Annotated in this window: 17 protein-coding genes; 13 read left to right on the top strand and 4 right to left on the bottom strand. The window is 67.0% G+C overall.

Annotated elements, in window-relative coordinates; translation table 11 throughout:
- The first annotated feature begins 34 nt into the window (after positions 1-34).
- Positions 35-1,150 (top strand): succinylglutamate desuccinylase/aspartoacylase family protein, encoded by a 1,116-nt coding sequence (locus BCO18175_RS23705; protein ID WP_174984564.1) that lies wholly within the window; start codon positions 35-37, stop codon positions 1,148-1,150.
- A 129-nt stretch (positions 1,151-1,279) separates the two neighbouring features.
- Here BCO18175_RS23705 and BCO18175_RS23700 read toward each other — a convergent pair whose 3' ends face one another.
- Positions 1,280-2,086, bottom strand: coding sequence for a MetQ/NlpA family ABC transporter substrate-binding protein (locus tag BCO18175_RS23700; protein ID WP_174984561.1), 807 nt, complete (start codon positions 2,084-2,086; stop codon positions 1,280-1,282).
- A 308-nt stretch (positions 2,087-2,394) separates the two neighbouring features.
- Here BCO18175_RS23700 and BCO18175_RS23695 point away from each other — a divergent pair, with 308 nt between their 5' ends.
- The 10 genes from BCO18175_RS23695 (at position 2,395) to BCO18175_RS23650 (ending at position 11,960) form a co-directional block, all read left to right on the top strand.
- Complete coding sequence (locus BCO18175_RS23695; protein ID WP_174984558.1) at positions 2,395-3,552, top strand: porin; 1,158 nt, start codon at positions 2,395-2,397, stop codon at positions 3,550-3,552.
- Positions 3,553-3,759: 207 nt separating this feature from the next.
- The gene (locus BCO18175_RS23690; protein ID WP_174916372.1) at positions 3,760-4,020 is read left to right on the top strand and encodes a DUF2866 domain-containing protein; all 261 of its coding nucleotides are present in this window, start codon (positions 3,760-3,762) and stop codon (positions 4,018-4,020) included.
- Between the two features lie 124 nt (positions 4,021-4,144).
- Positions 4,145-4,528 (top strand): DUF6232 family protein, encoded by a 384-nt coding sequence (locus BCO18175_RS23685; RefSeq protein ID WP_174971258.1) that lies wholly within the window; start codon positions 4,145-4,147, stop codon positions 4,526-4,528.
- Positions 4,529-4,727: 199 nt separating this feature from the next.
- A complete protein-coding gene (locus tag BCO18175_RS23680) occupies positions 4,728-4,955 on the top strand; it encodes a hypothetical protein (protein ID WP_174971261.1) in 228 nt (75 codons plus the stop codon).
- A gap of 238 nt (positions 4,956-5,193) precedes the next feature.
- Entirely contained in the window at positions 5,194-7,461 is a 2,268-nt protein-coding gene (locus BCO18175_RS23675; RefSeq protein ID WP_174984555.1) for a TonB-dependent hemoglobin/transferrin/lactoferrin family receptor, read from the top strand.
- Between the two features lie 49 nt (positions 7,462-7,510).
- A complete protein-coding gene (locus tag BCO18175_RS23670) occupies positions 7,511-8,602 on the top strand; it encodes a hemin-degrading factor (RefSeq protein ID WP_174984552.1) in 1,092 nt (363 codons plus the stop codon).
- On the top strand, positions 8,599-9,516 hold the full coding sequence (locus tag BCO18175_RS23665) for a heme/hemin ABC transporter substrate-binding protein (RefSeq protein ID WP_174984547.1): 918 nt from the start codon (positions 8,599-8,601) through the stop codon (positions 9,514-9,516). The genes BCO18175_RS23670 and BCO18175_RS23665 overlap by 4 nt, the downstream gene beginning before the upstream one ends.
- Positions 9,517-9,531: 15 nt before the next feature.
- Positions 9,532-10,620: a FecCD family ABC transporter permease gene (locus BCO18175_RS23660; protein ID WP_174984544.1), complete on the top strand. Its 1,089-nt coding sequence runs from the start codon at positions 9,532-9,534 to the stop codon at positions 10,618-10,620.
- A gap of 19 nt (positions 10,621-10,639) precedes the next feature.
- Entirely contained in the window at positions 10,640-11,461 is an 822-nt protein-coding gene (locus tag BCO18175_RS23655) for a heme ABC transporter ATP-binding protein (protein ID WP_174971273.1), read from the top strand.
- Positions 11,462-11,573: 112 nt separating this feature from the next.
- Complete coding sequence (locus BCO18175_RS23650) at positions 11,574-11,960, top strand: VOC family protein (RefSeq protein ID WP_174984542.1); 387 nt, start codon at positions 11,574-11,576, stop codon at positions 11,958-11,960.
- Positions 11,961-12,046: 86 nt separating this feature from the next.
- Here BCO18175_RS23650 and BCO18175_RS23645 read toward each other — a convergent pair whose 3' ends face one another.
- Positions 12,047-12,658, bottom strand: coding sequence for a trimeric intracellular cation channel family protein (locus BCO18175_RS23645; RefSeq protein ID WP_174984539.1), 612 nt, complete (start codon positions 12,656-12,658; stop codon positions 12,047-12,049).
- Between the two features lie 8 nt (positions 12,659-12,666).
- Positions 12,667-14,784: a penicillin-binding protein 1A gene (locus tag BCO18175_RS23640; protein WP_174984536.1), complete on the bottom strand. Its 2,118-nt coding sequence runs from the start codon at positions 14,782-14,784 to the stop codon at positions 12,667-12,669.
- Between the two features lie 238 nt (positions 14,785-15,022).
- On the opposite strand from BCO18175_RS23640, the gene BCO18175_RS23635 reads away from it, so the two are divergent.
- Complete coding sequence (locus BCO18175_RS23635) at positions 15,023-15,817, top strand: aminoglycoside phosphotransferase family protein (RefSeq protein WP_174984533.1); 795 nt, start codon at positions 15,023-15,025, stop codon at positions 15,815-15,817.
- Positions 15,818-16,456: 639 nt separating this feature from the next.
- Complete coding sequence (locus BCO18175_RS23630) at positions 16,457-17,524, top strand: hypothetical protein (protein ID WP_174984881.1); 1,068 nt, start codon at positions 16,457-16,459, stop codon at positions 17,522-17,524.
- Between the two features lie 120 nt (positions 17,525-17,644).
- Here the strand turns inward: BCO18175_RS23630 and BCO18175_RS23625 are convergent, their stop codons facing one another.
- Entirely contained in the window at positions 17,645-18,481 is an 837-nt protein-coding gene (locus BCO18175_RS23625; protein ID WP_011353825.1) for a bifunctional allantoicase/(S)-ureidoglycine aminohydrolase, read from the bottom strand.
- Between the last annotated feature and the right edge of the window lie 353 nt (positions 18,482-18,834).

The following is an 18,834-nucleotide window of genomic DNA, read 5'->3' as shown; positions in this document are numbered from 1 at the left end:
CGGATCATTCGCGGCTGCGCCGCACTCCCCCATCATGCAAACGCAGACCCATCCGCTGATTTCCCCCGCCGTCGGTACCGAACGCCAGATCACGAGCTTTCACTACGGCCCGCGCGGCGGCAAGAAGGTCTATATCCAGTCGTCGCTGCACGCGGACGAACTGCCCGGCATGCTGGTCGCCACGCTGCTGCGCCGCAAGATCGCCGCGCTCGAGACGGCCGGCAAGCTGCGCGGCGAAGTCGTCATCGTTCCCGTGCCGAACCCGATCGGCCTGTCGCAACACGTGTTCGGCGATCACCTCGGCCGCTTCGAGCTCGGCTCGATGCAGAACTTCAACCGCAATTTCTACGATCTCGCGGCACTCGTGCTGCCGCGCGTCGAAAGCCGCCTGACGAACGACGCACAGCACAACCTCGTCGCCGTGCGCGCCGCGATGCGCGAAGCGCTCGACGAGCAGAAGCCGCGCACCGAGCTCGACTCGCAGCGCCTCGCACTGCAGAAGCTGTCGTTCGACGCCGATATCGTGCTCGACCTGCACTGCGACAGCGATGCGGTGATGCACCTCTACACGAATCCCGATTTGTGGCCGGACGTCGAGCCGCTGTCGCGCTATCTCGACGCGCAGGCGTCGCTGCTCGCGCTGAATTCGGTCGGCAACCCGTTCGACGAGATCCACAGCTTCTGCTGGTCGGATCTGCGCAACCGCTTCGGCGACCGCTACCCGATCCCGAACGGCGCGATTTCCGTCACGATCGAGCTGCGCAGCGAGCGCGACGTGTCGTACGAATTCGCCGAAAAGGACGCGCAGGCAATCGTCGAATACCTGACCGAGCGCGGTGTCGTCGACGGCAAGCCGGCGCCGCTGCCGCCGCTCGCGCATCCGGCCACGCCGCTCGCAGGCACCGATCCGCTCGTCGCGCCGGTATCGGGCGTGATCGTGTTCCGCACGCCGGTCGGCGTGATGATCGAGGCCGGCGAGGCCGTGGCCGACATCGTCGATCCGCTGACCGATCGCGTCGTCACGCTGAAGAGCAGCGTGTCGGGCGTGCTGTACGCGCGCCAGATCGTGCGCTTCGCGACGGCCGGCATGGAGGTCGCGCGGATTGCCGGCGCGACCGCGATCCGCACGGGTTCGCTGCTGTCGGCCTGAGCGGCCGGTGTGCGCGCCGGGCCCCGGCGCGTATCACGCACACCCGCTCGCCCCAACGAAATCGCCCGCTTGCGCGGGCGATTTGCTTTCCGGATCGTCGAGATCCGGCCATCCGGTACGTGGAACCGTTCAGAACGCCGGCACGATCGCGCCGCCGAACTTCTGGTCGATGAACTTGCGCACGTCGTCCGATTCATAGGCCGCGACGAGCTTCTTCACCCACGGCTTGTCCTTGTCCTGAGCACGCACCGCGATCAGGTTCGCGTACGGGCCGCGCAGGTCCTCGATCGCGATCGCATCCTTCACCGGCGTGAGACCGGCCTTCACCGCGTAGTCGGTGTTGATCGACGCGGCATCGACGTCGGGCAGCGCGCGCGGCAGCTGCGCGGCGTCGAGTTCGACGATCTTGATCTTCTTCGGGTTCTCGGCCACGTCGAGCGGCGTCGCGTTCACGCCGTTCGTGCCGGCGCCCGCCTTCAGCTTGATCACCCCGTACTTCTGCAGCAGCAACAGCGCGCGGTTGCCGTTCGACGGATCGTTCTGGATCCCGACCTTCGCCCCCACCGGCAAGTCCTTCAGCGACTTGAGCTTCTTCGAGTAGAAACCCATCGGCGCCGTGTAGGTGAGCCCGACGTTCACGATCTTGTAGCCGCGCTGCTTGATCTGGCTGTCGAGGAACGGCTGGTGCTGGAAGCCGTTCGCGTCGAGGTCGCCCGAATCGAGCGCCGCGTTCGGCTGCACGTAATCGTTGAATTCGATGACCTTGATCGCGAGGCCTTCGCGCGCGGCGACCTTCGTCACTTCGGTCCAGATCTGCGCGTCGGGGCCGCTCATCGTGCCGATCTTCAGCGTTTGCGAATCGGCGTGCGCGCCGGGCGCCGCGAATGCCAGCGCGGCGGCGAGTGCGCCGAGGCCGGTCAGGAATGAACGTCGCATGGTGTCCTCTTGTCCCGTGTCGTTTGTTGGAACACGGATCGTGGCATGGGGCCGGAACGCCACCAACCAAGCTTATTTCATGTGCATATTCCTGATTTCGATCGAATCTCAGTCTGAATCGGTATAACCACCGACTATACAAGCGGGCAGAATTCAGTGTCGCATCGGCGCCACACATTCTTCATATGACAGTCGCTGTCATATTCATTACGTGACCCGCCGATAAAGTTGCCGCCGGTACGTGAAAGCGCCCATAGAGAGCGCCGGAACCGCAACTGGACACGCCATTTATTCGCTCGGAGAATCCTTTGAACAAGAAACTGTTGACCATCGCCGTCCTGGCAGCAACGGCCGGCACGGCGCACGCACAAAGCAGCGTGACCCTGTACGGCGTCATCGATGCCGGTATCAGCTACGTGAACCACAGCAAGACCGCCAACGGCGGCACGGGCAAGCTGTTCAAGTATGACGACGGCGTTGCCCAAGGCAGCCGTTGGGGCCTGCGCGGCACCGAAGACCTCGGTGGCGGCCTGAAGGCGATCTTCGTGCTCGAAAACGGCTTCAACAGCGGCAACGGCACGCTCGGCCAGGGCGGCGCGATCTTCGGTCGCCAGGCCTACGTCGGCCTGAGCCAATCGCAATACGGCACGGTCACGTTCGGCCGTCAGTACTCGTTCTCGACCGACATCCTCGGCTCGAACTACTCGACGGGCGGCAACACGGTCGCGGGTAACTACGCGTACCACGTGAACGACATCGACCAGCTCACGTCGAGCCGCATCAACAACGCCGTGAAGTTCCAGAGCGCGAACTACTCGGGCTTCACGTTCGGCGCGTTGTACGGCTTCTCGAACTCGACGGACTTCGCCGGCGCAGCCGCGACGACGTCGGGCACGACGACGACGGCAGGCTCGTCGCGCGCATACAGCTTCGGCCTGAACTACGCGAACGGCCCGCTGTCGGTCGGCGCAGCCTACACGGACATCCGCTTCCCGAGCCAGTCGACGCCGGCCTTCTCGACGTCGATCGCGAACCTGAGCACGGGCAACGTCCGCGACCTGCGCACGTACGGCGTCGGTGGCCGCTACGTCTGGGGCCCGGCAACGGCATGGCTGCTGTGGACGCGTACGCAGTTCTCGACCGTTTCGGGCGCGGGCGGCACGTTCTACAACGCGTATGAAGCAGGCGCGAAGTACGCATTCACGCCGGCTCTGTCGGGCGGCCTCGGCTACACGTACACGAACGCAACGCAGAGCGGCAACTCGTGGCACTGGAACCAGGTCAACGGTATCGCCGACTACGCACTCAGCAAGCGTACGGACGTGTACGGCCTGGTCGTGTACCAGCAGGCATCGGGCAAGGGCGTGCAAGCGCAGATCGGCTCGAGCACGAGCTACTTCAATACGTCGGGCACGGGTTCGAAGAACCAGATCGCCGCACGTATCGGTATCCGTCACAAGTTCTAAAGCATCCGCTTAACTCGCGGATCACGACGGCAAGAAGCGCCCCGCTCCACGCGGGGCGCTTTTTTATGTGCTTTTAAGTTTCGCTTAATTCTGGGCTGAGAGGATGCTCTCACCCCCCCTGTTGGCCGCCTGAGCATCGGCGGCTTTTTTTTTGATACACCGACGGCGCCGCCATCGATAGCCCACAAGACAGGATCGGAGGCCATGATGATCGAAGATACCGTTTTCAGCCATCTGCACGCGATTCTGACGTGCCAACACTCGATGCCGGTCCAGAGCTGCCGCGTATCGGTCGAAATGCAGCGCCCGTGGGGCCGCCCGTACCGCCTCGTCGAATGGACGATGCATCTCGACGCGCCCGCGCGGCGCCAGATCGTGCCGGCCGAATCGACCGACGAAGAGATCGCCGAGGCCGTCGCATCGCACGTGCCGGGCCGGCTGTACGGCGACGGCAGGCTGCAGTTCTGAACCCCTTCCCGCTTCACCCACTTTCCGCCTTTCGGCCATGCCGCACGCGTCGTGCGGCAGTCGGTCTCGTTTGATGCAGCAACGAAACCTGCTACGCTGCGCGTTTTCGTCCACGCAACACACGATGGAAAACGCATTCAACGAACGTGGCGTGATGATCACACGCAACGGCCTGTCGGCCGCCGGCCAGGTATTCGCACTGCGTGACATCCGCCAGGTCGATGTCGTCAAGATTCCGAAGAACCGCCTCGTACCGTCGCTGATCTCGCTGATCGGCGCGGCCGCCGCCGTCGCAGGCGGCATCGCCGGATCGAGCGCCGCGCTCGTCGTCGGTGTGATGCTCGCCGTCGTCGGCTATCTCGCGTGGGCCACGCAGGACATCACCTATCGCCTGATGGTCGAGATGCCCGACGGCAAGCGCGAAGCGCTGTCGAGCGTCGACGTCGAGTTCGTCGAACGCGTCGCACAGGTCGTGCGCGATGCGCAGGCCGCGACGACGGCCGGCTGATTCCATTCGCATCCCTGCACGCTTCGATTCACGGTGCCCGGCCGCGCGCGGCGCGTTTCGCGTCGCGCAACGGCGCCCTCGATTGCCCCGTCGAATCGCGTTCCGCCTCCTCATGGCCAACACTGCGCCTGCGCTGCGTACGCCGACCGCCTAGTATGGAAAGAGCGGCTCGCCGCCGCATCGTCCGATGGAGGCCAGCATGAACGTCCAGACGCTGTCCGGCACGCTTCGCGCGCAGGAACTGCTGATCGTGTCGATGATCCGCGCGCTTCCCCCTGACGCACGCCGTGCGCTCGTCGACCTCTACACCGAACAGATCGCGTTCGCCGAACAGGCCGGCCTCGAAAGTCACAGCGATCGCGCGACGCACGACGCGTTCATCACGCATGCGCGCAACCTGCTGATCCGCATCGAAGCCCTCGCCTAGCCGGGCCCGCGTTTCTCCCGAATTTCCCGCCGCGGCTCGCCCGGGCCGCGCAGGTAAGCGCTCACCCACGCGCGCCGCGTTCCGTTCTTGTATTGATAATAATTCTCATTTACACTGACAAAGTTATCAGTTGCCTTTCAATTCGCCGCTCGCCGCCTTCCGTGCGCGGGCGGGCCAGCCAGGTGAACGCGTCACCCAGCCAGCCTTCGGGCTTGTCATCATCAATGGGAGACCACCTGTGCATTGCTATACGCTGGCGCGGCGGCCGATCTGTGCCGCGCTGTTCGGCGCGTTCGGCCTGTCCGCCGCCTCGGCTCACGCCGATTCGACGCCGCAAGGCGCCACCCCGCCTTCCACCATCCTCGTCGCCGCGTCCACGCGCGGCGATGCGGCGCTGCTCGACCCCGTCACCGTCACGGCCAACCGCACGGCCACGGCCGCGAGCCGCACGGCTGCGTCCGTCTCGGTGATCACCGACGAGGATCTCGAAGAACAGCAGGCCACCAACATCAAGGACGCACTGCGCTACGAGCCGGGCGTCACCGTGCGCCGCACTGCATACCGGCCCGGCAGCGCCGCGCTCGGCGGCGGCCGCGACGGCGATTCGAGCATCAACATCCGCGGCCTCGAAGGCAATCGCGTGCTGCTGATGGAAGACGGCATCCGCCTGCCGAATGCGTTTTCATTCGGCCCGCTCGAAGCGGGGCGGGGCGACTACGCCGATCTCGACACGCTCAAGCGCATCGAGATCCTGCGCGGGCCGGCCTCGGCGCTCTACGGCAGCGACGGCCTGACCGGCGCGGTGAACTTCATCACGAAGGATCCGCGCGACCTGCTGTCGATCTACAACAAGCCCTACTACTTCTCGTTCCGGCCGAGCTACGACTCGGCCGACCGCAGCGTCGGCGCAACCATGTCGGCCGCGGGCGGCAACGATCGCGTGCAGGGGATGATCATCGCCGATGGCCGGCGCGGCCACGAGGTCGACACGCGCGGCAGCAACAACTCGGCGAGCACGCTGCGCACCACGTCGAACCCGCAGGACGTCTATTCGGAATCGCTGCTCGGCAAGCTCGTGCTGACGCCGACCACCCGCGACACGATCAAGTTCACCGCCGAAACGGTGCAGCGCCGCGTGAGCACCGACGTGCTGTCGGCAATCAGCCCGCCGACCACGCTCGGCCTCACCACCTACGACCGGCTCGAGCGCAACCGCTTCAGCGTCGACTACGACTTCCGCGACGACGCGTTCCGCTGGTTCCAGACCGCGCACGTGCAGTTCTACTACCAGGACGCGAAGCAGGACCAGTACGCGTTCGAGACGCGCGGCCGGGCGGCTTCGCGTTCGCGCGACAACCAGTACAAGGAGCGCACGTTCGGCGGTTCCGCATTCGCCGAAAGCGGCTTCGCGACCGGCCCGTTCGCACACAAGCTGCTGTACGGCGTCGACGGCAGCGTGTCGCGCGTGACGAACATGCGCGACGGCACGGTGCCGGGCGTCGGCGAAGCATTCCCGAACAAGGCATTCCCCGACACCGACTACACGCTGTTCGGCGCGTTCGTGCAGGACCAGATCGGCTACGGCCGCCTGCTCGTCACGCCGGGCCTGCGCTTCGACACGTACCGGCTGAGCCCGACCGAGAACGATCCGCTGTTCACCGGCAAGGCCGTGTCGACGATCGCGAACGAACTGTCGCCGCGCGTCGCCGTGCTCTACGAGATCACGCCCGCGGTCATTCCGTACGTGCAGTACGCGCACGGCTTCCGCGCGCCGACGCCCGACCAGGTGAACAGCAGCTTCTCGAACCCGGTGTACGGCTACACGTCGATCGGCAACCCGAACCTGAAGCCCGAGACGAGCGACACGTTCGAAGCCGGCCTGCGCGGCAAGGCAGGCACCGGTTACGGCGTCGTGCGCTACAGCGCAGCCGCGTTCACCGGCCGCTACCGCAACTTCATCTCGCGCACGACGATCGCCGGCAGCGGCCGGCCAACCGACCCGTTCGTGTTCCAGTACGTGAACTTCGCCGACGCGCGGATCCACGGCCTCGAAGGCCGCGCCGAATGGGTGATGCCGAACGGCATCACGCTGAAGACGGCGATGGCGTTCACGAAGGGTTCGACGCAGAACAACGGTGCGGCCAGCCAGCCGCTCAACACCGTCAACCCGTTCTCGGCCGTGTTCGGCGTGCGCTACGAGCCGACCGAGCGCTGGTACGTGCAGACCGACCTGCTGTTCCAGGCCGCGAAACGCGACAAGGACATCGACAAGTCCGACTGTTCGAACAAGGCGTGCTTCTCGCCGCCGTCGTCGTTCGTCGTCGACCTGCGCGGCGGTTACCGCTTCAACAAGCACGTAAGCGCGACGATCGGCATCCGCAACCTGTTCGACCGGAAGTACTGGAACTGGTCGGACGTGCGCGGCATCGCGGCCGATTCGCAGGTGCTCGATGCGTATACGTCGTCCGGACGCACGGTCGCCGTCAGCATGAAAGTGGATTTCTGATGCGCGCCGCCCGCGCTGCCACCCCAACCGTTACTTGAAGGAGTCCGACATGATGCAATCCGCCCTTCCCGGTCAACCGGCCACGCCGGCCCGCGCGGCCGCCGCGCTGCGCGACGCGTTCATCAAGCTCAAGACCGAGCGCCAGCTGCGCAACCGCGACGTCGCGCAGGCGCTCGGCGTCAGCGAAGGCGAGGCGCTCGCCGCGTTCGTCGGCGAGCACGTCGTGCGGCTCGACGCACGCTTTCCGGCGATGTTCGAGGAAATGCCGCGCCTCGGCCGCGTGATGGCGCTCACGCGCAACGACACGGCCGTTCACGAAAAGGACGGCGAGTATGCGCAGATGAGCCACGACGGCCCCGTCGGCCTCGCACTCGGCGATATCGACCTGCGCATCTTCTATCGTCACTGGGTGTCGGCGTTCGCGGTGCGCGACGAGACCACGCACGGCCCGCTGAAGAGCCTCCAGTTCTTCGACGCGCAGGGCCATGCGATCCACAAGGTCTACCTGCGCGCGCACAGCGACCACGCCGCGTACGACGCGTTCGTCGAGCGCTGGCGTGCGCCGTCGCAGGAGCCGGGGCTCGAGGTCGCGCCCGCCGCACCGAAAACGCCCGAGCGCGCCGACACCGAGATCGACGTCGCGGGCTTCCGCGCCGCGTGGGACGCGATGACCGACACGCACCAGTTCTTCGGCATCACGCAACGCTTCGGTGTGAGCCGCATGCAGGCGCTGCGCCTTGCCGATCCGCAATACGCGTATCCGGTCGAAACCGCACATGCGCTGCGTCACGTGCTCGAACAGGCCGCAACAAGCGGCCAGCCGATCATGGTGTTCGTCGGCAACGCGGGGATGATCCAGATCCATACGGGCCCCGTCGCGAACGTGCGCGAGGTCGGCGCATGGATCAACGTGCTCGACCCGGATTTCAACCTGCACGTGCGTGAAGACCTGATCGCGGCCGCGTGGGTCGTGAAGAAGCCGACCAGCGACGGCATCGTCACGTCGCTCGAGCTGTTCGACCGGCAGGGCGACCACGTCGCGCTGCTGTTCGGCGAGCGCAAGCCCGGCAAGGTCGAGCGCGACGACTGGCGCGCGCTCGTCGCGACGCTGCCGGCCGCGGCACGCGGGGGCGCGCGGTGAGCGCGCGACCGTTCGATCCGCGCCGCCGCGCGGTGCTGGCGGGCGCGGCGGCCGGCGTGCTCGCGGGCGTGCTGCCCGGCAGCGTGCTCGCCCAGGTCGCGCCGGCGGCGCCGAAACGCGTGGTCGTGATCGGCGGCGCACTCGCGGAAACCGCGTTCGCGCTCGGTGGCGCCGAGACGCCGCGCTACCGGCTCGTCGGCGCCGACACCACCTGCACGTATCCCGACGCAGCCAAACGGCTGCCGAAGGTCGGCTACCAGCGCGCGCTGTCGGCCGAGGGGCTGCTGTCGCTACGGCCCGATCTCGTGCTCGCGTCCGCGGAAGCCGGCCCGCCCACCGCGATCGCGCAGGTGAAAAGCGCCGGCGTCGCGGTGACGACGTTCGACGAGCGCCACGACGTCGAATCGGTGCGCGCGAAAATCACGGGCGTCGCGCAGGCGCTCGACGTGCGCGACGCGGGCGCCGCGCTGCTGCAGCGTTTCGACCGCGACTGGCAGGCCGCGCGCGACGCAGTCGCTGCCCGCGCGCCCGGCGGCGGGCAGCCGCCGCGCGTGCTGTTCGTGCTGAACCATACCGGCAACCAGGCGCTCGTCGCCGGCCAGCGCACGGCCGCCGACGCGATGATCCGCTACACGGGCGCGCGCAACGCGATGCAGGGCTTCGATCACTACAAGCCGCTGACGACCGAAGCGCTGGCAGCCGCCGCGCCCGACGTCGTGCTGATCTCCGACGAAGGGCTCGCGGCCGTCGGCGGCCGCGCCGCGCTGCTCGCGACGCCAGGCTTCGGCGCGACGCCGGCCGGCCGCGCGCAGCGCGTCGTGTCACTTGACGCGCTGTTCCTGCTCGGCTTCGGCCCGCGCCTGCCGCTCGCCGTCACGACCCTGCACCGACGCCTGTCGGATGCGCTCGCCTGATTCCGGATTGCCCCGATGCCCGTTCACGCTTCGCCTTTCCCCGCATCGTCGCCCGCATCGCGCTCCGGCGCCGCGCGCATCGGCACGTCGCGCCGCTTCGCGCCGTTCGTGCTGGCCGCGCTCGCCTGCCTCGTGTGCGCGATGTCCGTTGTCGCGCTGTGCGTCGGCGCCTATCGCATTCCGCTCGCGGAAGCCTGGGCCGCGCTGACCGGCAATGCGGCCGCGCAGCAGGCGCGCGCGGTGCTGTTCGACATCCGCGCGCCGCGCGTCGCGCTCGCGTTGCTGGTCGGCGGCGGCTTCGGCGCGACCGGCGCCGCGATGCAGGCGCTGTTCCGCAACCCGCTCGCCGATCCGGGGCTCGTCGGCGTGTCGAGCGGTGCCGCGCTCGGCGCAACGACGATGATCGTGCTCGGCCCCGCGCTTTTTGCCGCGCACGTGAGCGCGGCCGCGTTGCCTGTCGCCGCGTTCGCGGGTGCGCTCGCGGTCGCGGCGCTCGTGTACCGGCTCGCCGCGTCGCGCGGCCGTCTCGCGCTACCGCTGCTGCTGCTCGCCGGCATCGCGATCAACGCGCTGGTCGGTGCGGCGATCGGTCTGCTCACGTTCGTCGCGGACGACGCGCAATTGCGCTCGCTGACTTTCTGGAGCCTCGGCAGCCTCGGTGGCGCGCAATGGTCCGCGCTGGCGGCCGTCGCGCCGTGCGTCGCGATCGGCTGCGTGTTGCTCGCGCGCGAACGCGACGCACTGAATGCATTGCAGCTCGGCGAAACCGAGGCGCTGCATCTCGGCGTACCGGTGCAGCGGCTGAAGCGGCGCGTGCTCGTCGCGGTCGCGCTCGCGGTCGGCGCACTGGTGTCGTGCGCGGGCATCATCGGCTTCATCGGGCTCGTCGCGCCGCATTGTGTGCGCCTCGCGTGCGGTCCCGACCAACGGGTTGTGCTGCCCGGCGCCGCGCTGCTCGGCGCGCTGCTGACGCTCGCCGCCGATCTCGCCGCGCGCACGGTTGCCGCACCCGCCGAAATCCCGCTCGGCGTGCTGACCGCGCTGCTCGGCGCACCGTTCTTTCTCGCGCTGCTGTGGAAGAGCCGCAGCGCGCTCGGCGGCTAACCCTTCCCTCACGACGACCATGCTGACCGCCCATCACCTCGACGTCGCCCGTCGACACAATGCGATCCTGCGCGACCTGTCGCTGTCGATCGAACCCGGCCGCGTGACCGCGCTGCTTGGCCGCAACGGCGCGGGCAAGAGCACGTTGCTGAAGACCTTCGCCGGCGAACTCACCGGCAGCGTCGCGCCGAACGGCGTGCGCGTGACCGGTGACATCACGCTGAACGGCGAACCGCTCGCGCGCATCGACGCGCCGCGGCTCGCGTGCCTGCGCGCGGTGCTGCCGCAGGCCGCGCAGCCGGCGTTCCCGTTCAGCGTCGACGAAATCGTGCTGCTCGGCCGCTATCCGCATGCACGGCGCAGCGGTGCGACGTCGCATCGCGACCGCGACATCGCATGGAGCGCGCTCGAACGCGCGGGCGCCGATGCGCTCGTCGGCCGCGACGTGACGACGCTGTCGGGCGGCGAACTCGCGCGCGTGCAGTTCGCCCGTGTGCTCGCGCAGCTGTGGCCGGACGACGATGCGCCGGAAAGCGGCCCGCGCTACCTGCTGCTCGACGAGCCGACCGCCGCGCTCGATCTCTCGCATCAGCACCGCCTGCTCGAAACCGTGCGCGCGGTTGCACGAGAATGGCAGCTCGGCGTGCTCGCGATCGTGCACGATCCGAATCTCGCCGCGCGGCACGCGGATACGATCGCGATGCTCGCCGACGGCACGATCGTCGCGCACGGCACGCCGCGCGACGTGATGACGCCGGCCCATATCGCGCAGTGCTACGGGTTCGCGGTGAAGATGGTGGACACCGGCGACGGCGCGCCGCCGGTGATGGTGCCTGCGTAACGCTGGCGGGCGCCGCAGGGTCATTGCGGCGCTCCATATCCCGTCTTATCGACAGCAACGACTTTCACAACGCATCATTTGCGCTTCGCGCATCCCCTTCGAGGAGACCCACGTGCCGCTTCCGATGACCCGCATCATCCTGTACGTTCAAGACGTCGCGTTGCTGAAGGCGTTCTACCAACAGCATTTCGATCTGCCCGTCGTCGAGGAAATCGAAAACGAGTGGGCCGTGCTCGGCGCGGGCGCCATTGAACTCGCGCTGCATCTCGCCGGCCCGGCGTTCCGCCACGCGGTGCCTGCTGATGCGGAAGCGCGCGTGGAAGCCAGCCACGTGAAGATCGTGTTCTCGATCGGACAGGACATTGGCGCGCATCGCGACCGGCTGGCCGGCAGCGGCGTGACGGTGCGCGATCTCAAGCGCTACGACGGGTTCGCGTACACGATGTACGACGGCATCGATCCGGAAGGCAACGTCTTCCAGGTGATGCAGGCTGACTGACGTTCCGTCCGGCCCGGGTGCTCACAGGAGTGCCCGGGCCAGCTTGATCCGTGCCCGCGCGCCGCGCGCGCGGCACGCGTTCCCGCTCAATGCCCGACGTCCGCCGCGCCGAACGTCCGCATCTTCCAGCCGAGCCGCACGGCGAGCATCCGCATCGCGAAGCCAGCCACGAGCGCGACCACCGTCGCGACCCCGGCATCGATGCCAAGGTACTGCATCCCGACATACAACGCGCCCGTGACGAACGCGACGCTCGCGTACAGTTCCTCACGCAGGATCAACGGCATCTCGTTGCACAGCAGGTCGCGCAGCATCCCCCCGCAGACGCCCGTGATCGCGCCGGCCAGCACGACGATGATCGGCGCGGTGCCCGTCGATGCGCCGATATCGCAGCCGATGATCGTAAACGCCGCGAGGCCGATCGCGTCGACGGTGACGAACAGCGTCTTCATCCGCGTGACATGCCGCGCGACCCACGACGCCACGGTCGCCGCGACGAGCGTGATCACCAGGTACTCGGGATGCGCGATCCAGCCGAGCGGATAGTGGCCGAGCAGCACGTCGCGCACGGTGCCGCCACCGAGCGCCGTCACCGCGCCGACAAGCGCGAGCCCGAAGCGGTCCATCCCGCGGCGCATGCCCATCAGCGCCCCCGACATCGCTTCCGCGACGATTGCAATCAAGTAGAGCGTATGCATGGTGCGCGTCAGTCATCGGTCCGGAACAGGTCGAGCACGCGTTCGCGCTCGACCGCATCGACCGCGGCCGGCATCGGCTCGGCAGGCTTGCCGTGGTCGACCGGCGTGTCGGACACCTCGGCCGCCGCCCCGCCGCACGCGAAGCGGCTGCGGATGTACGACGGCACGTCGGCCGTGCACGTGCCGCGCGTGTATTCGGCGTACACGAAGTCGCCGTCGACGAGCGCGACATCCTGCGGCGGCGTTGCCTCGACCGGCGTACGGCCATCGACGGCCGTCTTCATGTAGTCGAGCCAGACCGGCAGCGCCAGCGTCGCACCGGTCGCGCGCCCCATCGGGCGCGGCGTGTCGTAGCCGAGCCACGCGACCGCGACGACACCCGACGAGTAACCTGCGAACCACACGTCCTTCGACCCGTTCGACGTGCCCGTCTTGCCCGCCGCGTCGTCGCGGCGCAGTGCAAGCGCGCCGCGCGCGGTGCCGGACTTCACGACGTCGCGCAGCATGCTGTCCATCACGAACGCGTTGCGCGCCGACACGACACGCTCACCCGCCGGCGCCGTCGCCTCGTACATCGCGCCACCGTGGCGCTGCTTCACCGACAGGATCAGGCGCGGCTCCATCCGCGTGCCGCCGTTCGCGAACACGCTGTATGCGCTCGCCAGTTCGAGCGGCGTCACGGCGCCCGCGCCGAGCGCGAGCGGCAGCGACGCCGGATTGCGCTGCGCGTCGAAGCCGAAGTGCACCGCGTGCTGCTGCACGTAGCGCGCGTCGGTGGCCTGCATCAGGCTGACCGCGACGAGGTTCTTCGAGCGCATGAGCCCGCGACGCACCGGGATGAAGCCCTCGTAGTTGTTGGCGAAATTGCGCGGGCGCCACGGCCGCGCACCGGTTTCCTCATGCGTGAGCGTGCGCTGCGTATCGTCGACGAGCACGCCCGGGAAGTAGCCCTTTTCCAGCGCCGCCGAATAGACGAACGGCTTGAAGCTCGAGCCCGGCTGGCGATACGCCTGCAGCGCATGGTCAAACACGTTGCGGTTGAAATCCGCGCCGCCGACGAGCGCGAGCATGTCGCCCGTTGCCGCGTCGAGCGATATCAGTGCGCCTTCAAGCCCGTTGCGCGCATCGCGCTTCACGCGCGGCTGACGGCTCAGCGTACGTTCGAGCGACGCTTCGGCCGCACGCTGGTCGCGCATCGAGATCGTCGTCGTCACGTCGAGGCCGAGCGTATAGGCGTCGTCGTGAAAACGCTCGACCATCATCCGGCGCGCGCGCTCGGCGACGTACGGCGCCGCGATGATCCCCGGCGGCGGCGTGGTTGCCAGCGCGATCGGCGCGTCGACGGCCGCGCGGTACGTCGCGTCGTCGAGCTGGCCGAGCGCATGCATGCGGCCAAGCACGTAGTTGCGCCGCGCGGTCGCGCGCGCCGGATTGACGACCGGGTTGAACGCGGACGGCGCCTTCGGCAGCCCCGCGAGCACGGCCGCCTCGCCCGCGCTCAGCGCGTCGAGCGGCTTGCCGAAATACACGTTCGCAGCCGCCGCGAAACCGTACGCGCGCTCGCCCAGATAGATCTCGTTCATGTACAGCTCGAGCAGCTTGTCCTTGCTGTATTCGCGTTCGAGCTTGGTCGCCATCAGGATCTCGGCGAGCTTGCGGCTCAGCACCTTGTCGCGCGTCAGGTAGAAGTTGCGCGCGACCTGCATCGTGATCGTGCTGCCGCCCTGCCCCGGCTGCCCCGTCACGACGTTCGCGAACGTCGCGCGCGCGAGGCCGCTGAAATCGACCGCGCCGTGCTGGTAGAACTTCGCGTCCTCGGCCGCGAGCAGCGCCTGCCGCATCAGCGGCGGGATGCGTTCGAGCGGCACGAACTCGCGCCGCTCGACGCCGTATTCGGCCAGCAGGTCGCCGTCGCGCGAAAAGATCCGCAGCGGCAGCGCGGGACGATACACGGCGAGGTGCTCGACGGACGGCAACTGCGTCCAGATGCGCTGGATCGTCCATGCGCCGATACCCGCGCATGCGACCGTCAGGCCGAGCAGCGCGCCCGCGAGCGTGCGCCATACGCGGCGGCGGCGTGGCGGCGGTGCGGGTGGTGGCGGCGGGGATGCGGTGTGGTCGGTCATGTCGGGCTCCTTCTTCGATGCTGTGACGGCCGGTGCGCGAGAGGCACCGACTGGTCACGAAAGGCGCGCATTGTCGAAGGGATGGCGCGAAACCGGAACATTCTTTAGCCAAAGTTTGGCTGGCTAAATTTTATTTAGGAAAGTGTGCCGGGGCCGTTCACGTCACACCTGCGACCGTGTGACGCACTGTCGGACGAACCGCGCTGCGCGCGATCCGGTTCGGCTGTAGCATCGTGTGATGTTCGATCGATACCTCGGCCTGTGGGGCCTCGTTCCCGACGGCGGCCCGATCCTGACCGCGAGCGGCGGCCTGCTGCCCGTTGTCTGGCAGGGCCGGCCCGCGATGCTGAAGGTCGCTACCTGCGACGAAGAGCGCCGCGGCAATGCGCTGATGACCTGGTGGAACGGGCAAGGCGCCGCGCAGGTGTGGCAGCACGACAGCGATGCGGTCCTGCTCGAACGGGCGCGGCCGGCACCGACGCTGGCCGGTTTTTCGGCATCGGGCCACGACGACGACGCGATGCGCATCGCGTGCGATGTCGTCGCGCGGCTGCATGCGCATCGTGCTCCGGAGCCGCCTGCGGTCGTGCCGCTGCACGACTGGTTCCATGCGCTGCTGTCGGATACTTCCGGCAGCGACGTGCTGCACCGCTCGGCCACGGTCGCGCGCCAGTTGCTGGCCGGGCCGCCCGTCGACGAAGTCGTCCTGCACGGCGACATCCATCACGGCAACATCCTCCATTTCGGCGATCGCGGCTGGCGTGCGATCGATCCGAAAGGGCTGCGCGGCGAGCGAGCATTCGACTACGCGAACCTGTTCTGCAATCCTTCGCACGATATTGCGGTCGATCCTGTGCGGTTCGCGCAGCGCGTCACGCTCGTGGCCAATGCCGCGCAGTTCGACCGGCACCGGCTGCTGCAGTGGATACTCGCATGGTCGGGCTTGTCGGCGGTGTGGCTGATCGAGGACGGCCTGCCGCCCGATACAAGGCTGCAGGTCGCGACACTTGCGGCGGCCGCACTCGGCCTGTAGCAATACGCATCGCCCATAAAGCCAGATTCTTCATGAATATCCGGGGAACGCCGGGAAGACCGACGGCTCTCGGTCAGAGGGGGACGTTCGACAAGGGTGCGGGAATCGTCGACAATCATTGCGACCGATCAAGACGCATTCGCCTGACGACTACCGACCTGATCGAAGTTATTCGGTACGAAACCGCAGTTTGCAACAGAGGCCATCATTGAGCCCGGCCTGGTGCCTCCCTCCGCCGTCTATGGGCGGATGCGAGCAGGATGTACAAATGCTGCGATGGGCGACCGAACCATTCCTCGATGTTCGTTGTATCCGGCGTAACTTCTCGACCAACTGGGGGAGCAGTTCGATCGCGAAGGCAACGCGTTCATTTTCTCTCCCCCGGGCGCAGCCGATAAATCTAGTCGTGCTGTCGCGCACCATGGACAGGGGCCTGTCGTTACATATGTCGGTACCCGCAGTGACCGAAGCCATCCATGAATTCCTTCGGTGGTTCGACGAGTCAGCCGCGTTTCCTTCCGGTGCTGGCCCGACCTGACGTGTGTCGCCGGCAAGGTGGCCGGCGGCGCTCGAATGACGTTGAGGCCGTTGCTCGCGACGGTCTGCTTATATAACCATTCCAACAAGGGCAAAACAATGATGACTTCCAGCGACGGCCTGACCAGTCCAGCGCGTCTCCTGCGGCTCGCCTCGTGGGTGATTGCGATCATCTTCGCGGTCTTTCTGAACATGCTCGGCAGTCTCGTGATTCGCGACATGGCCTTCGCTCCGAGGGGCGGGCCGCCCGTCGTCGAGCAATTCGCGGATGCTCCAGCGAAGGCGCGGCTCGACGCAGCACGGCGCGATCTGCAGGCGCAGCACGACACGCTCGCCGAGAAGGCCGACGCAATGGAAGTGGCACGCGGACGTGCGGCGAAGGAGTACGCGGCCGAGAAAGAAAGTTTCCGCAACTGGCTGGCAACCCGCTCGGTGACGGGAGACAGTGCGAGGGACCCGGACATTCTGGCGCGAACTCGCAAGCTGGATACGCTCCAGGCAGTGGTCGTCAACTGGCAGCATCAGATCGATGCGATCGGCGACCAGCAACGGGCACTGGCATCGCGGCAGACTCAAGTGGACACGCAAATCGCCGACGCGGACGCGGCAGCCGAACGGCGCTTCGAAACGGCGGAACGGCATTACGAGTTGCAGGTGTTCGGACTGCGGCTTGCGCTCACGTTACCGATACTGCTGATTGCGATCTGGCTGTTCATGCGCTATCGCAAGATGCGCTACTGGCCTTTCGTGTACGGCTTTGGCCTGTTTTCATTGAGTGCATTTTTCATCGAACTGGTCCCGTACCTGCCGAATTGCGGCGGCTATGTCCGGGTCCTGGTCGGCATTGCGCTCACGGTGTTCGCCGGCCTTTACATGATGAAGGCCTTTCAGCGCTATGCCGAACGCAAGCGGCTCGAATTGCAGCAGGATCAGGGAGAACGTGCGCGCACGATCGGATACGAAAAGGCCGTTCGCTCACTCGAAAAAAAGCGCTGCCCGTCATGCGACAAGCAATGGAATCTCGGCGGCGACGACTCCACGTTCTGCGTGCATTGCGGATTGAGGCTCTTCAACGTATGCGGATGCGGCGGCCGGAATTTCTTCTTCTTCCCGCATTGCCATCAATGTGGTGCTACGCAGGGCAATGAGTCGCCAGCGGCATCCGACTGACGGTCGGTGTGCTTGCAACACGCACTGGCTGGGTTCCGGCTTTTAATCCACGAAGAACCCGAAAAAAAAGCCCGCCGGCATTCCCCGGCGGGCTTTCACATCCAACTGCTTCCTCGACGCTTAACGCGCCGGGTTCAGCAACAGGTTCATGTGACGGTTCACATCCTTGTACAGCAGATAACGGAAGCGGCCAGGGCCACCCGAATAGCATGCCTGCGGGCAGAACGCGCGCAGCCACATGAAGTCGCCCGCTTCGACCTCGACCCAGTCCTGGTTCAGGCGATACACGGCCTTGCCTTCGAGCACATACAACCCGTGCTCCATCACGTGCGTTTCAGCGAACGGAATCACGCCGCCCGGCTCGAACGTCACGATGTTCACGTGCATGTCGTGGCGCATGTCGCTCATGTCTACGAAGCGCGTCGTCACCCATGCACCGTTGGTGCCCGGCATCGGGATCGGCTCGACGTCCTGCTCGTTGGTCACGAAGGCTTCCGGCAGCGGAATGCCGTCGACGGCCTGGTAGTGCTTGCGCACCCAGTGGAAACGCACCGCGGCATCGCTGACGTTGTGCAGCGTCCAGTCCGCGCCCGGCGGAATGAACGCGTAGCCGCCCGGCTTCAGCACGTGCTTCTTGCCCTGCAGCGTCAGCTCGGCTTCACCTTCGACGACGAACAGCACGGCTTCGGCGTTCTTGTCCTGCTCGGGCTTGTCGCTGCCGCCGCCCGGGTTCACTTCGACGATGTACTGCGAGAAGGTTTCGGCGAACCCCGACAGCGGGCGGGCGATCACCCACAGGCGCGTGTTCGTCCAGAACGGCAGCCAGCTCGTGACGATGTCGCGCATCACACCCTTCGGGATCACCGCGTACGCCTCGGTGAACATCGCGCGATCGGTCAGCAGATCGGTCTGCGGCGGGTGGCCGCCATGCGGCGCGTAATACGTTGTCTTAGACATAGTGCATCCAGGCAATGGGTTGGTCCGGCCCCGTACACAAACGGCATCGGGCGGCACGCACACGCGTGGGGCACGCATGCGGCGGCGGGACGTCGTTGCCGGGGTGGCTTGAAAGCGCATGCGCCTTCGTTCGGTCGGCCAGGCTTCGCGACGGGTTCGTCCGGTTCATCGGACGCGGCGGCCCATGGTTGTGGGGCCGGCGGTCGGGCCGTGGCGCTCGCGATCATGCGGCGAGGCGCGGCCAGCGGCACGGTGCGATGCCGTACGCGAGCATCGCCGACGATAGCGAAGACGTTCGCAATCGACCAATTAAATGTTGCGATGGATTCCATTCGATTTCCCACTACTAGCTG

Origin of the sequence: Burkholderia lata (assembly GCF_902499335.1) — a bacterium.
Lineage (GTDB): Bacteria > Pseudomonadota > Gammaproteobacteria > Burkholderiales > Burkholderiaceae > Burkholderia > Burkholderia lata_B.
The sequence above is the reverse complement of the archived record's forward strand: the minus strand, read 5'-3'. Positions and strand labels throughout refer to the sequence as shown.

Coding starts and splice junctions, on each gene's coding strand:
- BCO18175_RS23705 (WP_174984564.1), top strand. CDS start 35: ATGCAAACGCAGACCCATCCGCTGATTTCCCCCGCCGTCGGTACCGAA.
- BCO18175_RS23700 (WP_174984561.1), bottom strand. CDS start 2,086: ATGCGACGTTCATTCCTGACCGGCCTCGGCGCACTCGCCGCCGCGCTG.
- BCO18175_RS23690 (WP_174916372.1), top strand. CDS start 3,760: ATGATCGAAGATACCGTTTTCAGCCATCTGCACGCGATTCTGACGTGC.
- BCO18175_RS23685 (WP_174971258.1), top strand. CDS start 4,145: ATGGAAAACGCATTCAACGAACGTGGCGTGATGATCACACGCAACGGC.
- BCO18175_RS23680 (WP_174971261.1), top strand. CDS start 4,728: ATGAACGTCCAGACGCTGTCCGGCACGCTTCGCGCGCAGGAACTGCTG.
- BCO18175_RS23670 (WP_174984552.1), top strand. CDS start 7,511: ATGATGCAATCCGCCCTTCCCGGTCAACCGGCCACGCCGGCCCGCGCG.
- BCO18175_RS23660 (WP_174984544.1), top strand. CDS start 9,532: ATGCCCGTTCACGCTTCGCCTTTCCCCGCATCGTCGCCCGCATCGCGC.
- BCO18175_RS23655 (WP_174971273.1), top strand. CDS start 10,640: ATGCTGACCGCCCATCACCTCGACGTCGCCCGTCGACACAATGCGATC.
- BCO18175_RS23645 (WP_174984539.1), bottom strand. CDS start 12,658: ATGCATACGCTCTACTTGATTGCAATCGTCGCGGAAGCGATGTCGGGG.
- BCO18175_RS23640 (WP_174984536.1), bottom strand. CDS start 14,784: ATGACCGACCACACCGCATCCCCGCCGCCACCACCCGCACCGCCGCCA.
- BCO18175_RS23635 (WP_174984533.1), top strand. CDS start 15,023: ATGTTCGATCGATACCTCGGCCTGTGGGGCCTCGTTCCCGACGGCGGC.
- BCO18175_RS23630 (WP_174984881.1), top strand. CDS start 16,457: ATGACTTCCAGCGACGGCCTGACCAGTCCAGCGCGTCTCCTGCGGCTC.
- BCO18175_RS23625 (WP_011353825.1), bottom strand. CDS start 18,481: ATGTCTAAGACAACGTATTACGCGCCGCATGGCGGCCACCCGCCGCAG.